This is a genomic window from Alkalihalobacillus sp. CinArs1 (assembly GCF_947387515.1).
Lineage (GTDB): Bacteria > Bacillota > Bacilli > Bacillales > Guptibacillaceae > Guptibacillus.
The window spans coordinates 460,541-478,985 of sequence record NZ_CANDOB010000001.1; the positions used below are offsets into that span (position 1 = coordinate 460,541).

Annotated in this window: 16 protein-coding genes and 1 other annotated feature; of the genes, 4 read left to right on the forward strand and 12 right to left on the reverse strand. The window is 40.6% G+C overall.

The window, feature by feature from the left end; translation table 11 throughout:
- Nucleotides 1-774: a PRC-barrel domain-containing protein gene (locus PFZ69_RS02595; RefSeq protein ID WP_270179463.1), complete on the reverse strand. Its 774-nt coding sequence runs from the start codon at nt 772-774 to the stop codon at nt 1-3.
- Between the two features lie 19 nt (nt 775-793).
- Nucleotides 794-2,116 (reverse strand): hypothetical protein, encoded by a 1,323-nt coding sequence (locus tag PFZ69_RS02600; protein WP_270179464.1) that lies wholly within the window; start codon nt 2,114-2,116, stop codon nt 794-796.
- 142 nt (nt 2,117-2,258) lie between these two features.
- On the opposite strand from PFZ69_RS02600, the gene PFZ69_RS02605 reads away from it, so the two are divergent.
- The 3 genes from PFZ69_RS02605 to PFZ69_RS02615 are packed head-to-tail and all read left to right on the forward strand — an operon-like array spanning nt 2,259 to nt 4,921.
- Entirely contained in the window at nt 2,259-2,702 is a 444-nt protein-coding gene (locus PFZ69_RS02605; protein WP_270179465.1) for a type IV pilus modification PilV family protein, read from the forward strand.
- Nucleotides 2,683-3,171: a prepilin-type N-terminal cleavage/methylation domain-containing protein gene (locus PFZ69_RS02610; protein WP_270179466.1), complete on the forward strand. Its 489-nt coding sequence runs from the start codon at nt 2,683-2,685 to the stop codon at nt 3,169-3,171. Before PFZ69_RS02605 ends, PFZ69_RS02610 begins: the two co-directional genes overlap by 20 nt.
- The gene (locus PFZ69_RS02615) at nt 3,161-4,921 is read left to right on the forward strand and encodes a hypothetical protein (RefSeq protein WP_270179467.1); all 1,761 of its coding nucleotides are present in this window, start codon (nt 3,161-3,163) and stop codon (nt 4,919-4,921) included. The genes PFZ69_RS02610 and PFZ69_RS02615 overlap by 11 nt, the downstream gene beginning before the upstream one ends.
- A gap of 47 nt (nt 4,922-4,968) precedes the next feature.
- Here the strand turns inward: PFZ69_RS02615 and PFZ69_RS02620 are convergent, their stop codons facing one another.
- The 3 genes from PFZ69_RS02620 to PFZ69_RS02630 all read right to left on the reverse strand — a co-directional run bounded on the left by PFZ69_RS02620 (nt 4,969) and on the right by PFZ69_RS02630 (nt 10,794).
- Nucleotides 4,969-6,681, reverse strand: a complete 1,713-nt coding sequence (locus PFZ69_RS02620) for a GGDEF domain-containing protein (protein WP_270179468.1) — start codon at nt 6,679-6,681, stop codon at nt 4,969-4,971.
- Between the two features lie 108 nt (nt 6,682-6,789).
- Entirely contained in the window at nt 6,790-8,091 is a 1,302-nt protein-coding gene (locus PFZ69_RS02625; RefSeq protein ID WP_270179469.1) for a bifunctional folylpolyglutamate synthase/dihydrofolate synthase, read from the reverse strand.
- Between the two features lie 60 nt (nt 8,092-8,151).
- A complete protein-coding gene (locus PFZ69_RS02630; protein ID WP_270179470.1) occupies nt 8,152-10,794 on the reverse strand; it encodes a valine--tRNA ligase in 2,643 nt (880 codons plus the stop codon).
- 63 nt (nt 10,795-10,857) lie between these two features.
- Nucleotides 10,858-11,083, reverse strand: a binding site (T-box leader).
- 158 nt (nt 11,084-11,241) lie between these two features.
- Between PFZ69_RS02630 and PFZ69_RS02635 the strand changes: the two genes are divergently transcribed.
- Complete coding sequence (locus tag PFZ69_RS02635; protein ID WP_270179471.1) at nt 11,242-11,442, forward strand: hypothetical protein; 201 nt, start codon at nt 11,242-11,244, stop codon at nt 11,440-11,442.
- Here PFZ69_RS02635 and PFZ69_RS02640 read toward each other — a convergent pair.
- The 7 genes from PFZ69_RS02640 to hemC form a co-directional block, all read right to left on the reverse strand.
- Nucleotides 11,439-12,413: a hypothetical protein gene (locus PFZ69_RS02640; protein WP_270179472.1), complete on the reverse strand. Its 975-nt coding sequence runs from the start codon at nt 12,411-12,413 to the stop codon at nt 11,439-11,441. The genes PFZ69_RS02635 and PFZ69_RS02640 overlap by 4 nt on opposite strands.
- Nucleotides 12,406-13,260, reverse strand: a complete 855-nt coding sequence (locus PFZ69_RS02645) for a hypothetical protein (protein ID WP_270179473.1) — start codon at nt 13,258-13,260, stop codon at nt 12,406-12,408. Before PFZ69_RS02645 ends, PFZ69_RS02640 begins: the two co-directional genes overlap by 8 nt.
- Nucleotides 13,261-13,284: 24 nt before the next feature.
- Nucleotides 13,285-14,331 carry a stage VI sporulation protein D gene (gene spoVID, locus PFZ69_RS02650; protein ID WP_270179474.1) on the reverse strand — a complete coding sequence of 349 codons (1,047 nt, stop codon included), beginning with the start codon at nt 14,329-14,331 and terminating at the stop codon, nt 13,285-13,287.
- A 142-nt stretch (nt 14,332-14,473) separates the two neighbouring features.
- Entirely contained in the window at nt 14,474-15,760 is a 1,287-nt protein-coding gene (gene hemL, locus PFZ69_RS02655; RefSeq protein ID WP_270179475.1) for a glutamate-1-semialdehyde 2,1-aminomutase, read from the reverse strand.
- Between the two features lie 21 nt (nt 15,761-15,781).
- Complete coding sequence (hemB, locus tag PFZ69_RS02660; protein WP_270179476.1) at nt 15,782-16,759, reverse strand: porphobilinogen synthase; 978 nt, start codon at nt 16,757-16,759, stop codon at nt 15,782-15,784.
- Complete coding sequence (locus PFZ69_RS02665) at nt 16,749-17,516, reverse strand: uroporphyrinogen-III synthase (RefSeq protein WP_270179477.1); 768 nt, start codon at nt 17,514-17,516, stop codon at nt 16,749-16,751. Before PFZ69_RS02665 ends, hemB begins: the two co-directional genes overlap by 11 nt.
- Complete coding sequence (gene hemC, locus PFZ69_RS02670) at nt 17,513-18,442, reverse strand: hydroxymethylbilane synthase (protein ID WP_270179478.1); 930 nt, start codon at nt 18,440-18,442, stop codon at nt 17,513-17,515. The genes PFZ69_RS02665 and hemC overlap by 4 nt, the downstream gene beginning before the upstream one ends.
- Nucleotides 18,443-18,445: the final 3 nt, after the last annotated feature.

An 18,445-nucleotide genomic window follows, 5' to 3' on the forward strand; every position in this document is an offset into this window, starting at 1 on the left:
CTATCCTGATACATGCATCGACATTTCCACCACAACACCTACACCTGTTTCCTGCGCTTTTTCAATTTCCCCTCTCGAAAGAATGCTGCCTTCTTCAAACAAGAGTTCACCTGAAGGAGTATAGATATCTTTCAGCAGCTTCTTTCCTTCAAGAATTGCGATTTGCTTTTCTTTAAAGCCGTTGTCTTCAGCAGTAGGTAGCTGTTCCTTCTCTCTTGGAAGCTCTTCTTTAGGTTGCGCTGAATGATCCTCAGGTGGGTCCGTCTTCTTCCCGTCGAGTAGTTCTTCAGGCTCTTTCACAATATGATCGATCGCCTCTTCTGCAACGATCACAAGATCTTTTCCTAACGTAATCACGTGCTCTGTTGACAAAAACTGTTCTGAATCGTTTGAATTGAACTGAAGACTCACGATTCTCCCTGTATTGTCATCTAACAAATACTCGCTAACTTCGCCGTGGAACTGACCCTTCCTATTGATGATCTTCGTTCCAATAATACTGATTTTTTTCTTAACTAGTTCGTTTGCGATCGGTATTTCAGACAGATCAAAAATCGACTTCTCTTCTTCGATCATAACTGCGTACTCTCCAACTCCAATCACTTTGCGGAAAGGTACAGCTTTAACACTAACGTCCCAGTCTGGGTGGTCAACTGTTAAGAAATCGATTGATTTATCAGCCGCATTTACGACGAGAGATTTAACATGCCCGATTTCCGAGCCACTTTCGATACTAATGATTGGGAGTCCTACGATTTGATTGCTTTTCTTCATCCTTCATCACACACCTGTTTCATTTTTGTTTGTATAACGATTGTAAGTAATTGATTTCTTCAAGCAAGAGTGGGTATTCACATCGTTGCTTCATATCATCTAAAAGCTTATTTAGTTTCATCCATTCGTTTTCTTCAATAAGAAAATCTCTATATTCTGCCGCGACAGCAAAATAGATATCATCTGTTAAATGTGAACTTAGAAGCTGTTCCGTTACATCGATATAGCCCTCTTTGTTTCCGCTGTCTTTTAGAAATCTCGCTTGCTCTCGTAATATTGTTACGATTTGCCCAGCAATTTCTTCAGAAGGGTCTTCGGCCACTTCAGCCACAGTATCAGCTTCTTCAAAACCATTTACTGAATCCTCGTAGTCTAGAATGCTTTCTTCTTCAGCATGAACATGTTCAATTGCTTCGTCTAAAGGCTCTTCATCGCCTTCAAACGTCTCTGTATTTAATGTCTCTTGAAAGTCATCGACCGGAGAGTCTTGCACGTTATCATCTTCTCCAACATGCTCTTCCTTTGTATCAAATTCGAAGAGAGGTGCTCTATCTGAAACTTCAGAATAATCACCGGAAGCTTCCTCTTCTGATTCACCTTGCAACCTTTCAGTTGTCGACTCATTCTCCTCAATGTCTAATGTTGATTCGAGTCTAAGAGAGAAATCGATCCCTTCAATCTCTTCTTCATCCTCGTCGTTTTCTACTTCTTCACCATCCATAAGTACATGTGATTCATCTTCTATGTCTTTCAATGGTTCTTTGTCTGCAGAGCGTGCCTCTTCCTCCGCAAAACTTTCTTCTGCTTCAAAGTCCTGCCATGCATCAGTTTCTAATTCTAATTCACGATCCACAATATTAGAGCGATCTAAGCTTTCTTCCTCTAATAATTCACTCTCTTCTAGTACATGCTCTGATTCAGCACCTTCTAATTCCTCAGGGTCTTCAGATGTAGCAAAATCTATTTCTTCTAGAAAAAGGTCATCACTTTGTTTATCGACAACTTCTGACTCACCGTTTACTGGCTCTGTATCAGAATCTTTCTCTTCTACTACATCCAAGCGGCTATAGTAGTCTTCTAATACTTCTTTATTTCCACCTGAAGAGATCAACAGATGATGCGCTTTCTTCCATAAGCCATACATGATGACCATCGCTACAAGAATAACTAGTAATATTGCAATTGGAAGTGGATAAATCGATTTAAACACAAGTAAAAGTAGGCTTAATAGCGAGCCCATTCCCGCAACAACGTATCGTTGCGTACGAGTGATTCCAAGTGGTGTAACCATCAAAAGTAGTAAAAGCAAGCCTCCCCCAACTAAAGCCAACAAATAATCCACTGGCTCACCTCCTAAAAATAAAAATATTATCAAAATCTAACATTAAAAAGAAATTTATGTAGTTTATTGTATAATAGTATTAAAGAATTGGAAACATTACTCTGATTAATTAATCATTTCTTTTATTGGGGGTTTTTGGAAATTGTTCAAAAACGATAACGGATTTACGTTAATAGAAGTTTTGGTTTCTCTTACATTGTTAACATCTGTCGTACTAGTTGCTTCGTCTTTTTTTAACCAATCGAACACCATTTCCTCCTATAACAATCAAAAACTAGTAGCTGTAAATCTTGCACGAGCTACACTCGAAAGAATTCAGCTATCCCCCGACACATACATAACTGATGGGCTAGCGGGTGGTCCTTATAATTATAAAAAGTGTATAAACCGTTCAAAACCATCGTGTGAAAACTATCAAGTTAAGATAAATAACCATGAATATGCGATTAATGTTTCTGTTTCACAGGATAAAAATGAACAAGAAATAGATTTAGTTGACGTCCGCGTCGATGTTACGTTGGCTAAGAAGCCAACGATTGAAACTTCAGTAGAAGGGTACGTTAAACATGCTGCGATATCTCCGTAACACTAAAGGACTAACTCTCCCAGAAGTTCTCATCACACTCGTTCTTGTATCCATCGTTTCGTTAGCAATTTATGCTTTTTTGTTTAATGGCCTTCATTCATATCAAAAGATCAGTGCCGAAGCCGCATTCCGAGATGAAGCAGATGTCGTGATGACGTCATTCATCAATACGCTCTACCCAATAAAAGAAAATGAAATTACATCAAGAAACTTTGATTCAGATAAAGATACGTATCTCCTTACGATCAACAAATCCACTACGATAGGTTTTAAGAATGGGAACGCGTTATTGAACGGAACTGCTTTAAACGGTTCTTCGTTTGATCTAGCTGGATCCTCTATTGAAGAAACCTCTTCAGGTAATTTCCAAATCAGGATTACGATTAAAGATAAAACAACTGATCATGCAAAACCATTAACACTCATAAGCGAAATAGGTCTTATTACGGAGGGTGCAGATGAACCTTAAACAATTGTCAGAAGAACGTGGGTCAAGTCTTGTCCTAGTATTACTCGTCACATTGATTTTCACTGTTCTCGGTTTATCTCTACTTAGTGCAACTGTAAGCGGAACAAAACGGACTGAACTTCGGGAAGACGATGTACAGGCAACGTTCGTAGCAGAGAAAGGAGTCGACGAACTCGTTCAATCAATACAAGCTGATTTGAGAAAAGGTCTCGGAAATAATGGCCTTCAAAAAGACGACTTTACTAGATTGATTGATCGCACCGTCAATAATTACAAGGCCCCTACCTTATTAACTCACGACACGGGTGAATCCTCAGCGAAAATTATAAATGTATCTACTACTTCAAACACATTAAGACGACTCATCGAAGTCGAAAGTATCGGTACAGTTAATAACGAAGTGAAGACCGTCACGAAATCATTGGAGATCGGTCCTGACTCGTTTCCAGAAGTTCTTAAATACGCGATTGGTGCTTATCAGCTTTGTCCAAAAGACCCGAGCTGTGATGTGAAAGGGGAAGGAAACCTATTTTTGCATGGAGCGGTTGACATTCAAGGAGATTTACTTGTGGACGGTGATCTCATTACCACTGATCAAGGGGTTGCTATCTATGGGAATAAAGATTATTGGATCGATACATTCCTACCTACGATCAAGAGTGTTGCAGGCCCTCCCCAAAAAGCGAGGATGGTTTTAGGTGGCTCGATTTATAACTTCATAAACGAACCCCAATATAAAAACCATATTAAAAGAATGAACTTTAACGATAGTAAATATCTAGAAGTTGCAGCTAACAAAGCATTTTTAGGAGACGATTATCCTCTGATCGAGCAGCGTGAGCCTGTTCGAGATCCGATCGATATCAAAGAAAGGGAAAGCACATTTAAATATAGCTTTGGAGATTATTTAATAAATGGTGAATCAATTACTTATAAGTTCTATTCAGATTCGAATATAAGTAATCAGAACATGCCAAACAGCAACGTTTATCCATACTCTTATAGTAACAAATACGGATTTACTGAATTTAATAGCATTGAGCTTTCTGGTAACAACACCTTTAAACGATTTAGCGTTAATGGAGACTTGAAACTAACTGGAAATACATCTTCATATAGCTCAACTTCGATTAAAAATGGCGCATACATAGGTGAAGACCTGATTATTGGGAATTACAATTCATCTCTAGGCACTAATAAACACAAGTTAAAGGTTAGCGGAACCTATTATGTCGATAAAAACTTATCTATCGAAAATGCCGAGGTAGAGTTTAATGCGATTATTTATGTTAAAGGTGATGTAAACATACAGTATTCAACCTTGAAAGCGTTAATAGAAAATGGCAAGGACGGCTCACTCATTGTTTTTGCAGAAGGAGATATCCATATAAGTAATAATTCCGTTTATGAAGATACTCCTAGTAATATCCGCGGGTTCTTCTACTCTGAAGGAGAATTCGAAATGTATGGTGTGGGTTCAAATGTCCATATCGATGGGGGGATATCAGCAAGGAGAATCGTTTTGAATGCGATAAAAGGAAAGTCTAGAGATTATGATCCGAAAAACGCTCAATTTGTAAATTATGGTGATGGGTACTTCCAACTCCCAAGTTACCAACAAAACCAGCCTTCAAGACTTCAAATCTCATATAACCCTGATATCATTAAAACCTACTCAGACTTAAAGACGGAGGAACCGTATATCAAAGTTGTGAATGAACCAGTACCTATCGATCGTTCCAAAGACTGATAAGCAATCGAAAAGCCCGCAGCTTCAAATGAAGCTGCGGGCTTTTTCTATCCTACGACATAGCTTGCAACACGATTTCGTCCCTGTTGCTTCGCTCCCGTGTACATCGCACGGTCTGCGTTTCTAATTAGTGTTTGACCATCTTCTCCTTGATCTGGAGCTGTCGCGACGCCAATACTAGCAGTAATGTAGATGACCTGGCGATTCCCATTTTCCAAATCATTAAAAATTTCAAAAGGTTGATCGGCGATGACGAACCTTAAATCTTCAGCAATCTGAAAGCTTTGTTCGTGTGAAGCATGATCGAGAAGAATGATAAATTCTTCTCCTCCAAATCGAGCCACCGTCCCTCTATTCCCTATTTCTTCGACAAGTCGATTCGCAAGGCCACACAAAACTTCATTGCCACTGTGATGTCCAAACGTATCGTTTACTTTTTTGAAGTGATCGATATCTAAAAGGATGATGGAGAACGGACTATGATTTTTTTCATAGGCTAGATACCTCTCATCTAGCAACTCTTCAAAGAACCGATAGTTGTACAAATTCGTTAACGGACACGTTTCACTTTTTCGCTTCGTTTCCTCATAGTTCTTTGCATTATCGATGGCAACAGCTAAATAGTTCGCTAGAATTTGCAATACGAGAATATGCTGTTTTTCATAGGATCGTACTTTATTAGACGTGAGGGTAATGATGCCTACTACTTTTTTATTTCGCTTCATCGGCACTGAAATAATTGAGTTTGTTGAAAGAGGTATTACACCAGTCGTTAAACTCTTCCATTGAGATCGCTTGCTATACAAGCGACTTCTACCACTACGCCATACGATTGAGCTTATTCCTTCTTGAGGTGATCTATCCCCCGGGCCCTCTATGACCCCTACTCCACGTTCGTATGTCTTGATGAGAGAAAGTCTTCTTACATTTTCAGCATCCATTACATAGGCGTGATCGACTTCGAACATGTCAGTCGTTTTTTCAAGAAATAAGTTCAATATGTCATCCGTATCGAGTCGCTGTGTAATTTGCTGACCAATTTCACTTGTTTTATGAAGGAGGTCATTTACTTTTCGACTAGAGTAATACAACCTTAACATTAAAGAGATAAGGATGAATGGCACACCTACGAATAGAATGGCGATTGCACCAAGATATGTATGAAGCATATAAAGCAAGAAGCCAATTGGGAGCGTGACCGCAGTTGTGATCGCTTCCCAAACCATATCTTTTCCGAAAAAGGTCGTGTCTGCTTCTTTATACACAAACACTTTCAAGAAATGAAGCAAGATTTGATTAACGAAGATTAAAGAGAACGTATACGCTAATGCAGGTAGTACCTGAAACATCGCATTACCGGAAAATTCTCCCACAGTCCCACCAAGGGCATAGAACAAACCACCCGAAATAAGTGAGATCATCATAAACATGAGCATATTGACAGGGTAACGATGGCTTTCTTTCTTCGTTATTCGCAAATTAAGCAGAAAGACCAGGATAGAAAGTTGAGTTAAAATCATTTCTACGAATAGACCATATCTTAGAAATACGGTGAGCGATATGCCCTGAATAAAGAAGATGTCGATCCCTTTTACATTGATCGGCATCATGGAGACAACTGCAAGGAGTGCGAACAGCGCTAGAATATCTAACACGTTTCCTGATAAATCAGGGGGAAAGAAGGTATAGGTTGCAAAGATAAGTGTGGGCCAAAAGATTAACCAAGTGATCCACACTTTGACAGTCATACTTGCATTCAATTTCTTCCCCCTTCCATCTTCCGTCCTTTTGAAGAATAATTTTCCAATTTTGAAATTGTTTAAGTTTATAATAGCAAAAAATGAAGGAAAAGTCCTAGTATTTTGTATTTATTTCAAACTTTTTAGAAAACTTCTCACTTCTGAAATAAAATAAAGAGATCCAGTTATTAAGACGAGATCGTTTTTATCAGCTTTCGTCATGATAGCCTGTACCGCTGAGGTCCAGTTCTCATCATACGATTTTCTCGTAAACGAACACCTTTCATATAGCTGCCTTGCGCTAACCGCTCGAGGGAAGTCGAACGTCGTAAACGTAATATCCTTCACAATAGGATAGAGGGGTTCCAACATCGATTCGATATCTTTGTCACCCACCGCACTAAACACTACGTATATTGAACCACCTTGATACCGCGTTTTAATCGTTTCAGCCAAACTAGCTACCCCTTCTGGGTTATGTGCTCCGTCGATCACGACGTCTGGGTCTTTAAGCATAAGCTCGAACCTTCCTGGCCATGCTGCTTTACTTAACCCTTGTTTGATCATCTCTTCTTCGATATGAAGGCCATAAAACACTCTTAAATATTCCATCGTCATCAGTGCGGCTGACGCATTCTTTACCTGATGGGATCCTTTCATCTCAATCTGGATATCTTCTAACGTTCGATATGGAGAATGAAATGTGAAGTGTTCTCCTTCATCTGTAGATGAAATGGCACTTACCTTAAACTCTTCGCCCAGTTTATAGCTTTTGGAACTTTTCTTTTCCGCCGTTTCAACTAACATCGATCGAACTAGCTCATTCTCAGCAGTAGTAATAAGAGGGACTCCAGATTTAATGATCCCTGCTTTCTCAAACGTAATTTGTTCCAAGTCATTTCCAAGGATATGCATGTGGTCGAATCCAACGTTCGTTATCACAGATACTAACGGGTGAATGACGTTTGTTGAGTCTAAACGCCCGCCTAGTCCAACTTCCATTAAGACGATATCAGGATATGAAACGCTACCAAAGTACACTAAACTAATAAGGGTAATCACTTCAAATTCTGTTGGAGATCCAAGTGAGGTGTTTGATGCTTCCTCTACAATTGGATATACACGATTACATACCTCTACCAAATCACGTTCTGGTATAGGTGTTCCGTTCAAAGCAATTCGTTCTGTAAACGATTCGATGTAAGGTGAAGTAAACGTGCCTACTTCATACCCTGATTCCTGCAGGATATGCTTCATGTACGTAACCGTTGAGCCTTTACCATTGGTGCCTCCGACATGAACAAACTTCAATCTCCTTTCAGGATGACCTAACTGTTCAAGCATCCACTCCATTCGTTCGAGCCCAGGTTTGATTCCGTGATTTAATAAGCTGTGAATCCAGCTCACAGCTTCATCATATGTAGTGAACATCCTTTCTCTCACCTTTCTTCAAAAGAAGGCGAATCTCCTTTTGAGAGATTCGCCATACCTTTATTTTTTCAATTCGTTTATACGTGCTTCGACATTACTTCTTCTTTCTAAATAGTCCTTCTCTTTCGCACGCTCTTCATCAACAACTTTTTCAGGTGCTTTACTGATGAACTTCTCGTTAGCAAGTTTCTTTTGAACTCGCTCTACTTCCGAATCAAGCTTTTTCAACTCGCCTTTAAGACGCTCGATCTCTTCATCGATGTTGATCAAACCTTCTAACGGTAGGAATAACTCTGCTCCTGAAACGACTGCTGTCATCGACTTGTCAGGTGCTTGTAGATCTGCAGAAATTGTTAGTGCTTCTGGGTTACAGAAACGTTCGATATACTGCTTATTCTTCTCAAGCTGTGCTTCAGCTTCAGCCGTTTTTGGCTTGATCTGCAGTTCGATCGGTTTACTTGGTGCAACGTTCATTTCCGCACGGATGTTACGAACAGATCGAATGATCTCTGTAAGTAAAGCCATGTCTGCTGCTGCATCCGGGAAGTGAAGGGCATCCTGTTTCTCTGGCCAGCTAGCGACAGTGATTGATTCTCCTTTATGAGGAAGGTGCTGCCAAATTTCCTCAGTAAGGTAAGGCATAAATGGATGAAGCATACGCATCGTTTGATCTAACACGTAAGCTAAAACAGAACGAGTCGTCTTCTTCGCGGCTTCATCTTCACCATACAATGGCAGCTTCGCCATTTCGATATACCAGTCACATAGATCATCCCAGATAAAGTTGTAAAGGTATCTTCCAACTTCACCGAATTCATAGTTGTTGATCAATCTTGTTACTTGGTCGACAGTGTCGTTCAGTCGAGTTAAAATCCATTTATCAGCGGTTGATTTTTCGCCAGTAAGATCGAGCTCATCGTATTCCATGCCATCCATATTCATTAGGGCAAAACGAGAAGCGTTCCAAATCTTATTCGCAAAGTTCCAAGTCGACTCAACTTTTTCCCAGTAGAACCTTAGGTCATTCCCTGGTGAAGAACCAGTTGCAAGGAAGTAGCGAAGAGAGTCAGCACCATACTTCTCGATAACATCCATCGGATCTACTCCGTTACCAAGAGACTTACTCATCTTTCGTCCTTCAGAATCTCTTACAAGACCGTGAATCAATACATCGTTGAACGGACGCTGTTCAGTAAATTCGATGCCTTGGAAGATCATGCGAGCTACCCAGAAGTAGATGATATCGTAACCTGTTACGAGTACATTCGTAGGGTAATAGCGCTTGAAGTCTTCTGCTTCTTCATCAGGCCATCCCATTGTAGAGAAAGGCCATAGAGCTGAACTAAACCATGTATCAAGAACGTCTTCATCTTGATTCCAGTTCTCGATGTCTTTTGGTGCTTCATCACCAACATAGATTTCGCCTGTTTCTTTATGGTACCAAGCCGGGATACGATGTCCCCACCACAGTTGACGTGAAATACACCAGTCACGAATGTTTTCGATCCAATGAAGATACGTCTTCTCAAATCGTTCAGGTACGAAGTTTACTTTGTCCTCAGATTTCTGAAGATCGATCGCTTGTTTTGCAAGAGGTCCCATTTTAACGAACCATTGCGTTGAAAGATAAGGTTCTACAACTGCACCGCTTCGCTCAGAGTGCCCTACAGAATGAACATGCTCTTCAATCTCAAAGAGTGTGCCTGCTTCTTGAAGGTCCTTAACGAGCTGCTTACGACATTCGAAGCGATCCATCCCTTTATATTTACCAGCATTATCGTTCATCGTACCGTCTTCGTTCATCACAAGAACACGCTCTAAGTCATGACGATTTCCGATTTCAAAGTCGTTAGGATCATGTGCCGGAGTGATTTTTACTGCACCAGATCCAAACTCCATATCAACATAATCATCAGCTACGATTTCAATTTCTCGTCCTACGATCGGAAGGATCGCTTTCTTACCAATAAGGTGCTTATATCGCTCATCTTCAGGGTGTACAGCAATCCCTGTATCTCCGAGCATCGTTTCTGGACGCGTCGTCGCAATTTCGATATGCCCTGAGCCATCTGAGAGTGGATAACGCATGTGATAAAAGTGTCCTGTTACTTCATGATGGATAACTTCAATATCAGAAAGAGCTGTTTTCGTCTGAGGATCCCAGTTGATAATGTATTCGCCTCTGTAGATGAGACCCTTCTCATATAATTTAACGAAGACTTCACGAACGGCGTTTGAAAGGCCGTTATCAAGCGTGAAACGCTCACGAGAGTAATCGAGAGATAAGCCAAGCTTCGCCCATTGACTTCTGATAAAGTCTGCATATTCTTCTTTCCATTCCCATGACTTTTCAAGAAATTTTTCTCTTCCTAAATCATAGCGAGAAGTCCCTTCTTCGCGTAGTTTTCCTTCTACTTTTGCCTGAGTGGCAATACCAGCGTGGTCCATCCCCGGTAACCAAAGTACATCATAACCCTGCATTCGTTTAAAACGAGAGAGGATATCTTGAAGCGTTGTATCCCATGCATGCCCGAGGTGCAGCTTACCTGTTACGTTCGGTGGTGGAATAACAATCGTGTAAGGCGTTTTGTCCTTATCACCTGTTGCTTCAAAAAACTTCCCATCTACCCAATACGGGTACCATTTCTGTTCAGTTGCCTGTGGATCATACTTTGTCGGCATCGTTAGCTCTTTATTAGCCATTACCATCCATCCTTTCCAATCAATAAGTCGATAGCAAACAAAAAAACTTCTCCCATCCTTAGTGAAAAGGACGAAAGAAGTTTCGCGGTACCACCTTTATTTACAGCTCCAGAAAAAAGAGAGAAGCTGTACGCTTCATTGAATAACGGATTCACCGGTCTCTCCTACTACGATTTCAGAGAAACAGCTCCAGGGCGACTTCAAATGTTACGTTCCTAAGAAATCTCGCAGCGAATGATTTCTCTCTCTGAAGGGTTCACATTTTACTACTCCCTATCGTTGCCTGTCGACTATTTGTATTCATAAGTTTACCTGTTGTATAAAAAACCGTCAAGATACTATTAGCCCTTTTTACTATCATAACCACTTTCTTTTTTACTTAATCACCCAAACTACTGTCCAAACATAACCTGATTGTATCGAGAGTACTATGAAGGGGACCTATACATGAAAAAGCGATTTGGAGGACTCAACCGCTATCAGCTTCCACCGGCTTTTTACAAATTCAGAGACATACTGGCGCAATTCGTACCGCCTTTTATCTTCTTTCAGGCGATAAGAACGATTCTCTTTCCAACTTCAGTGGATGTGCTTATCTTGATTATCCTCGTAGCATTAGAAGTGTGTTTTTATTTTGAATGGATTTAAGCACGCATATTTTGTAGTGTCGTCGTAATTCCATTCATCACTTCTATTTTTTTGGTGAAATGACGGACATGCTTCATGTGTGACCAATCTCTCTGATTCGATAGAAAATGTGTCACACTGTTAAACAACGATTCAGGAAAATACAAATAACTTGCGAGCAAATCCTTTTCTTCTTCATGCAGAGCAAACTGACTTTCATAGTGAGAAATGTTTGAGACTAACGTATCTGGGTTGAATTGAAACGGTGGTACCGAAGCACGAATCATGTACGTAAGATCTCTCACTGGAGAGTCTACTACGGATTTTTCGAAGTTAAGGAAATATCCCTTTTCTCTTCCTACAACAAAATGAGAAGCTGAACACTTCCCATGACAGAGCACAGTTCTGTATCGTTTCGTTTCATTCGTTTGTTCAAACCAATAGTCTAGTCGTGACTTTGATAGGTCACAATTTTTCATGAGTTGATGAAAATGGGTCGCAACAGCCAATTCAAATGGAGAGAGATAGATGCGTTTTTCAATATCGTTAACGTACTTTTCCATTTCGAACTGACGACTTTCTCTGAGTACGACCATCTTTTCATAGAAATGCTTGATGGATTCTTCAGAAAAGGCATGATCCTTTACGGAATACCCATGTAATTCTGCTAGCCTTTGAATCATCTGAGACTCTTTTAATGACGGATTAACACTTCCTTCTTCGATCCAATGAGATAAATACACCACACGATCTTCTACCACTACAAACGTATCACCATACTTTGTGTTGATCAACGGTACATATCCATTAAACTTTAATTCCCTGAAGTAGTTCTCTAAATACAGCATCCAATCCATTCGATCTCTTGTTAATCTTGTTTCTTTAAGTGCAAAAGTTCCTTGATTCGTTGTAACTTTCAATACTTTTCCATATCTTTCGTAATGTTCAAGAGTCATGTCATATTGAAATAAAATTGCATTAAGATTATTCATAGGAGATTGTCCTCCTAGTAGAGAGCTTTAGAACTTCATATAGTTCCATCATCGTGTCCCATTCTTTCTTATATCGGTTATAAACCTCTTCTTCATCCTCACAATCCTGCATCTCTCTAACGCAGTCAGTCCATTCCCATGGTGCTAGAAGTGTAAGTTTCACACGATCAACTAAATCACCTGAGATCGCATTGTGTAAACTTGCCCAACACGCTTTTCTATCTTCTTCCGTATAGGAGTCGGTAAGGAGCGCACGTCGGATTACTTGATGAGCAGGCTTTGGAAGGCTGTTACTCAAATCATAGTAGTATTGTCCCATGACCATTTTCAACGCATTCCCGTCATAACATGTTGGATTCATGAGGAGTGATGACTTTCTTTGTTTCACTTTTGGAATATAGCGAACTAAAGAAGAATAAACTTCCTGATTCTTATGCTTCAACTGTTGTAAGTTCTTAAGAGCCTCCTTATAAGGAAACTCTCCAAGGTCTACCTCATTGTAATAAGGAACTTCGCTTCCAACTTCAAGTAATGAGGCGATCAAAAAGCCTAGGAACTCTGGATCGTTGATTATTTCCGTTGACTCAATAACATCATGTATCGTAATAAATGAGCCTCCAAGTTGAACAAATGGAGCACCATCACGCGTACGTATCATCCGATTGCACATGATTCCTGATTTAGAAAAAAGACGGTCACGGAAGTTGAGATGATACTCAAGCAATTTCCGATCCCGCCAATAATTTACTCTCTTCAACCCAACATGTGTATGAAATGCAGATTCTTTATGATTCCAGTGCAAATCCTTAAATTCATACTGCTTTTTAACCACAGTCGTTATGTCCATGTGTACTACCCCTTTTCACACCTATTACCGGTTAACGGGGATGTATAGGATCTGTCCTTCTGTCACTTCTTCTTCATCAAGTCGATTCACTCGTGCTAGGTGACTCGGCAAAACTCTGTAACGCTCCGCAATCTCTGTTAGAGAGTCGCCTGGTTGAATGATGCACATCTTCATCTTCGAAAAATTTTCTTCATCTTTAGTTAGCATATTCGTTAAATACAAAGCATTTTCTTCACGAACTGGCTCTCTTTCTTCTACGGTTTCTTCTGAAGCCTCAGCATAATCACTATACTCATCATACTCAGCTTCATAGTTACCCCTCTGTGCACTTTCCTCGTTATGATTATAGTAACTGGATTCTGCATTTTGACCTGCCATCCTTGTTAATAGATCATAGTTTGTTTCATTGTTCATAGCTTCGTACTGCACTTCTGCAGGCTCTTCATCTGTCTGTGAAGCTTTCGCCCTCATATCAACTTGAGGCGTCCTTTTGCTTTGTGGAAACATAACAGGTTCTTCTGCCTCATCACTCACATATTTCACATCATTTTCCCAAACAGATTCGTCTGATGAACGTTCTTCTTCAAGTTCTACCTCATCATCGTATTCAACCTCTGAGTCATTTTCATAATTTGGATATCCTGCGTCTCCTTGGATACCGCTAATCGAAATATCTGCATTTAGCTGTAAACAATTCGTTTCGCACAGCGTGTAGTCGAACGTATCGACCGTTACAAAAATATCTTCTAACTTACTGATCCTGCTCGATGGAATTGTAATATCTACCGGAAAACGATGTCCGATCGTAGCAGTTCCATCCTCTCGAGTTTCTACTTCATGAACAGAACGATAGACGGACGTCTCATCTTCGCGATCCTCGTAATCTTCATACTCTCTTTGCAAATACTCACCTGATAAATACAAACACCCTTTAACTGCTACGTAATCCTCATATTCTTCAATGGAAATTTCAGGGTCTAGAGAAATCGATAAAACCTCTTCAACTTCCTGTCCTTTCTTTAACCATACCTGCTCCTCAACGGAGAAATGCAAATGTGAATCATTCTGCATGCTTTCTCCTCCTTTCGAACATTATCCATACATTACACGTTTATGAATTGGATTTAAGAATATGTCTAAAACATCGAAAATCCACGCTATCTGTACAAGAACATAAAAAAACCTGTTAGGGATGCCCCTAACAGGTTTGGTATTATTTTAGTTTAGAGAAAGCTACTTCTGCAGCTGCAATCGTTTGATCGATGTCGCTATCTGTATGTGCTGTAGAAAGGAAGAGACCTTCAAATTGAGATGGAGGAATCGAAACGCCTTGGTCAAGCATCTCTTTAAAATACTTAGTAAAGTAATCTAGGTTTGAAGATGAAGCAGTTTCAAAGTTCACAACATCTTCATCTGTGAAGAAAAATCCAACCATCGATCCAGCACGGTTTACAGTATGAGGGATGTTGTACTTCTCAGCCGCTTTTGAAAGTCCTTCTCCTAGTCGTTCAGCTTTTCGTTCAAACTCTTTGTAGCTATCAGGTGTTAGCTGCGATAGCGTTTCATAGCCGGCTGTCATCGCAAGTGGGTTACCGCTCAATGTACCAGCTTGGTAAATCGGTCCACTCGGAGCAACCTGATCCATAATTTCTTTCTTACCACCATAAGCTCCTACAGGAAGTCCTCCACCGATCACTTTCCCAAGGCAAGTGAGATCAGGTGTAACTCCGTAATAACCTTGTGCACAATTATATCCAACACGGAATCCAGTCATAACTTCATCAAAGATAAGAACAGTACCGTTTTCTTCTGTAATCGTACGAAGTTCTTCTAAAAATCCAGCATGAGGGGGAACAACACCCATGTTACCTGCAACTGGCTCAATGATTACTCCCGCAATATCATCACCAAATTCTTTAAATGCATAGCGGACACTTTCAAGATCATTGTATGGAACAGTAATCGTGTTCTTTGCGATTCCTTCAGGAACTCCTGGGCTATCTGGAAGTCCGAGTGTCGCAACACCAGAACCAGCTTTGATCAATAGGGAATCGCCATGTCCATGGTAGCACCCTTCAAACTTAAGAATTTTATTACGTCCTGTATATCCTCTAGCAAGTCGAAGCGCACTCATCGTTGCTTCAGTTCCAGAGTTCACCATACGAACGCTTTCGATTGAAGGAACGCGCTCTACTACTAACTCTGCTAACTTTGTTTCATACGTGCTCGGAGCACCAAAGCTAGTACCAAGCTCCGTTACTTCCTTCAAGCTATTCACTACCTTTTCATCGGCATGTCCAAGGATGAGGGGGCCATAAGATAAGACGTAATCGATGTATTCATTTTTATCGATATCATAAATCTTCGATCCTTTTCCTTTCTCCATAAAAATAGGATCAAGTCCAACTGATTTGAATGCTCTCACAGGACTGTTCACCCCGCCTGGCATTACTTTAGTAGCTTCCTGAAACGCTTCTTTGGAACGATCATAATTTCCCATAAAAGATACTCCTCTCTCTTCTTATTTATCTAACCAGCGTGCTGCGTCTTTTGCGAAATAAGTAATGATAAGGTCTGCGCCCGCTCGCTTCATACTCGTTAATTTTTCTAAGACAACTTCTTCTTCATTCAACCACCCATTTTGGCTAGCTGCTTTTATCATCGAATATTCCCCACTTACGTTATAAGCAACCATTGGAAGAGGGAATCGATCCTTTAATTCTCGGATGATATCAAGATATGAAAGGGCTGGTTTTACCATCAAAAAATCAGCGCCTTCTTCGATGTCACTCTCAGCTTCTCTGATTGCATCCAGTCGGTTTGCAGGATCCATTTGATATGTCTTTCGATCACCAAACTGTGGTGAGCTGTGTGCAGCGTCGCGGAAAGGTCCGTAAAACGCAGAAGAAAACTTCACCGCATAGCTCATTACTGGAACATCAACGTACCCAGCTTCATCTAGTCCTTTACGAATCGCTCCTACAAACCCATCCATCATGTTAGAAGGTGCGATGATATCTGCGCCAGCTTCAGCTTGAGAAACAGCAGTCTTCGTTAATAGTTCTAGTGATTGATCGTTTAGGACATAGCCATCTTCGATCACGCCACAGTGACCATGGTCTGTATACTGACATAAGCAAGTATCTGCAATAACCGTTAGCTCCGGAAACTCTTCTTTAATTTGCTTGATCGCGCGTTGTACGATCCCCGTTTCACAGTAAGCTTCTGATCCAACGGCATCTTTATGGTTTGGTACACCAAATACAATGACAGATTGAATACCTAACTCGACTACTTCTTTAATCTCCGCATTCAGGTGGTCTAAAGAATAATGAAACACACCTGGCATCGAAGGCACTTCTCTCTTCACATCATTTTCTTCAACAGCGAAGATAGGATAAATTAAATCTTCTTTATGTAAAAACGTTTCTCGAACCATGGCTCTCATCGATTCAGATCTTCTTAAGCGACGATGACGTCGAAAATTATCAGCGTTCATTAGTATCCTCCCTATTTTCAAAGTAATGCTCTAAACTTTGTAGCAATCCTTCGATCGTATATTCATCTGGAACAACATCTGCTTTCAATCCGTATGATCGAAGCGTTTTATCTGTTATAGGTCCAATTACTCCTATCGTGATCCCTTTCAAACTCTCTTGCAAATCTTTTGTTTGAAGCAGTTCAACAAAATGATGAACAGTGGAAGATGATGTGAACGTTATGACATCGACCTCCCTCTTACTAATAGCCTCTACTAATGGGGCTTGAGATTCCTCAGGAACAACCGTTTCATAAATCGTCAGATCGGTTACATTGAATCCGAGCTTCTCTAATTGCTGTGGCAAGACCTTTCGACTCAAGTTCCCTCTTGGTAACAGGATTGTCTCTTCAGGTTTTCCCTCTCTTGAAAGCGCTGAGATCAATCCTTCTGCCGTATAATCTTCTGGAAGTAGGTCGATCGCAACATGATGTTTTTTAAGTTCTTTTGCTGTCTTACTGCCGACTGCAGCCACTTTACTTTTTGCTGGTAGGGTAGCTTCTTGAAAAAAGAAGCGAACTCCATTCGAACTTGTAAAAACCACCCACTCATAGCCTGAGACATTCAATGTTTGTAGCGCGTGTAAGCGTGGTTTAAACGCAATGAGGGGAATTTCTACAGAAACTCCCCCATGCTTCTCAACTAACCTCGAAAATGTAGCTGCCTGCCCCCGAGCTCTCGTGACTAATACACGTTTCCCTGAGAGCGGTGAAATCATTGATCGAGTTCTTCCTTCACACGATCTAGTATCTCTTTAGCACCTTGCTCCTTCATCCTATTCGCAAGTGTGACTCCTACTTGTTTGAAATCAGAACCTGTTTCCATTTCTTTGATGACTACAGAACCATCAGGCTCCCCTACAAGTCCAGTTAATGAAATGGTTCCATCTTTTAATACCGCATGGCCAGCGATAGGTACTTGACAGCCGCCTTCTAACGTATGAAGGTAAGCTCTCTCAGCCAATACAGTTTGCGTTGTGTGCTCATCGTTAAGTTTTTCGAGAAGACCTAGTAACTCATCATCACTTTCTCTGCATTCGATCGAAAGTGCGCCTTGTCCCACTGCAGGTACACATAGATCAGCATCTAGGTATTCAGTGACGATCTCTTTTGACCACCCCATACGATGAAGGCCTGCTGCCGCTAAGACAATCGCATCGTAATCTTCTTCTTCAAGTTTACGTAAGCGAGTGTCGATGTTTCCTCGGATCCACTTGATTTCTACATCAGGTCGAATCGCTTTTAATTGTGCGCCACGTCTAAGGCTGCTCGTACCGATTATAGCTCCTTCAGGAAGCTCTCGGAACAATTGCTTCGATTGAGAGATAAGAACATCTCGGAAATCTTCACGCTCAGGTATACACCCGATCGTTAATCCTTCTGGCAGGACGGACGGCATGTCTTTCATGCTGTGCACGGCCATGTCGATTTCTCCCTTTAACATCGCATCCTCGATTTCTTTTACGAAGAGGCCCTTTCCACCAACTTTGGATAAGGTAACATCGAGGATTTTATCTCCTTTAGTAACGATCTCTTTTATTTCAAAATCAACTTCAGGATTGATTTCTTTTAATTTGCTAATCACCCATTTTGTCTGTGTGATCGCTAGCTTACTCCTACGTGATCCAACAATTATCTTCCTCATGTT

What these genes read in the sequence shown, in the direction of transcription:
- PFZ69_RS02595 (WP_270179463.1), bottom strand. Translation starts at nt 774, where the DNA reads ATGAAGAAAAGCAATCAAATCGTAGGACTCCCAATCATTAGTATCGAA.
- PFZ69_RS02610 (WP_270179466.1), top strand. Translation starts at nt 2,683, where the DNA reads ATGCTGCGATATCTCCGTAACACTAAAGGACTAACTCTCCCAGAAGTT.
- PFZ69_RS02615 (WP_270179467.1), top strand. Translation starts at nt 3,161, where the DNA reads ATGAACCTTAAACAATTGTCAGAAGAACGTGGGTCAAGTCTTGTCCTA.
- PFZ69_RS02625 (WP_270179469.1), bottom strand. Translation starts at nt 8,091, where the DNA reads ATGTTCACTACATATGATGAAGCTGTGAGCTGGATTCACAGCTTATTA.
- PFZ69_RS02630 (WP_270179470.1), bottom strand. Translation starts at nt 10,794, where the DNA reads ATGGCTAATAAAGAGCTAACGATGCCGACAAAGTATGATCCACAGGCA.
- PFZ69_RS02635 (WP_270179471.1), top strand. Translation starts at nt 11,242, where the DNA reads ATGAAAAAGCGATTTGGAGGACTCAACCGCTATCAGCTTCCACCGGCT.
- PFZ69_RS02640 (WP_270179472.1), bottom strand. Translation starts at nt 12,413, where the DNA reads ATGAATAATCTTAATGCAATTTTATTTCAATATGACATGACTCTTGAA.
- PFZ69_RS02645 (WP_270179473.1), bottom strand. Translation starts at nt 13,260, where the DNA reads ATGGACATAACGACTGTGGTTAAAAAGCAGTATGAATTTAAGGATTTG.
- spoVID (WP_270179474.1), bottom strand. Translation starts at nt 14,331, where the DNA reads ATGCAGAATGATTCACATTTGCATTTCTCCGTTGAGGAGCAGGTATGG.
- hemL (WP_270179475.1), bottom strand. Translation starts at nt 15,760, where the DNA reads ATGGGAAATTATGATCGTTCCAAAGAAGCGTTTCAGGAAGCTACTAAA.
- hemB (WP_270179476.1), bottom strand. Translation starts at nt 16,759, where the DNA reads ATGAACGCTGATAATTTTCGACGTCATCGTCGCTTAAGAAGATCTGAA.
- PFZ69_RS02665 (WP_270179477.1), bottom strand. Translation starts at nt 17,516, where the DNA reads ATGATTTCACCGCTCTCAGGGAAACGTGTATTAGTCACGAGAGCTCGG.
- hemC (WP_270179478.1), bottom strand. Translation starts at nt 18,442, where the DNA reads ATGAGGAAGATAATTGTTGGATCACGTAGGAGTAAGCTAGCGATCACA.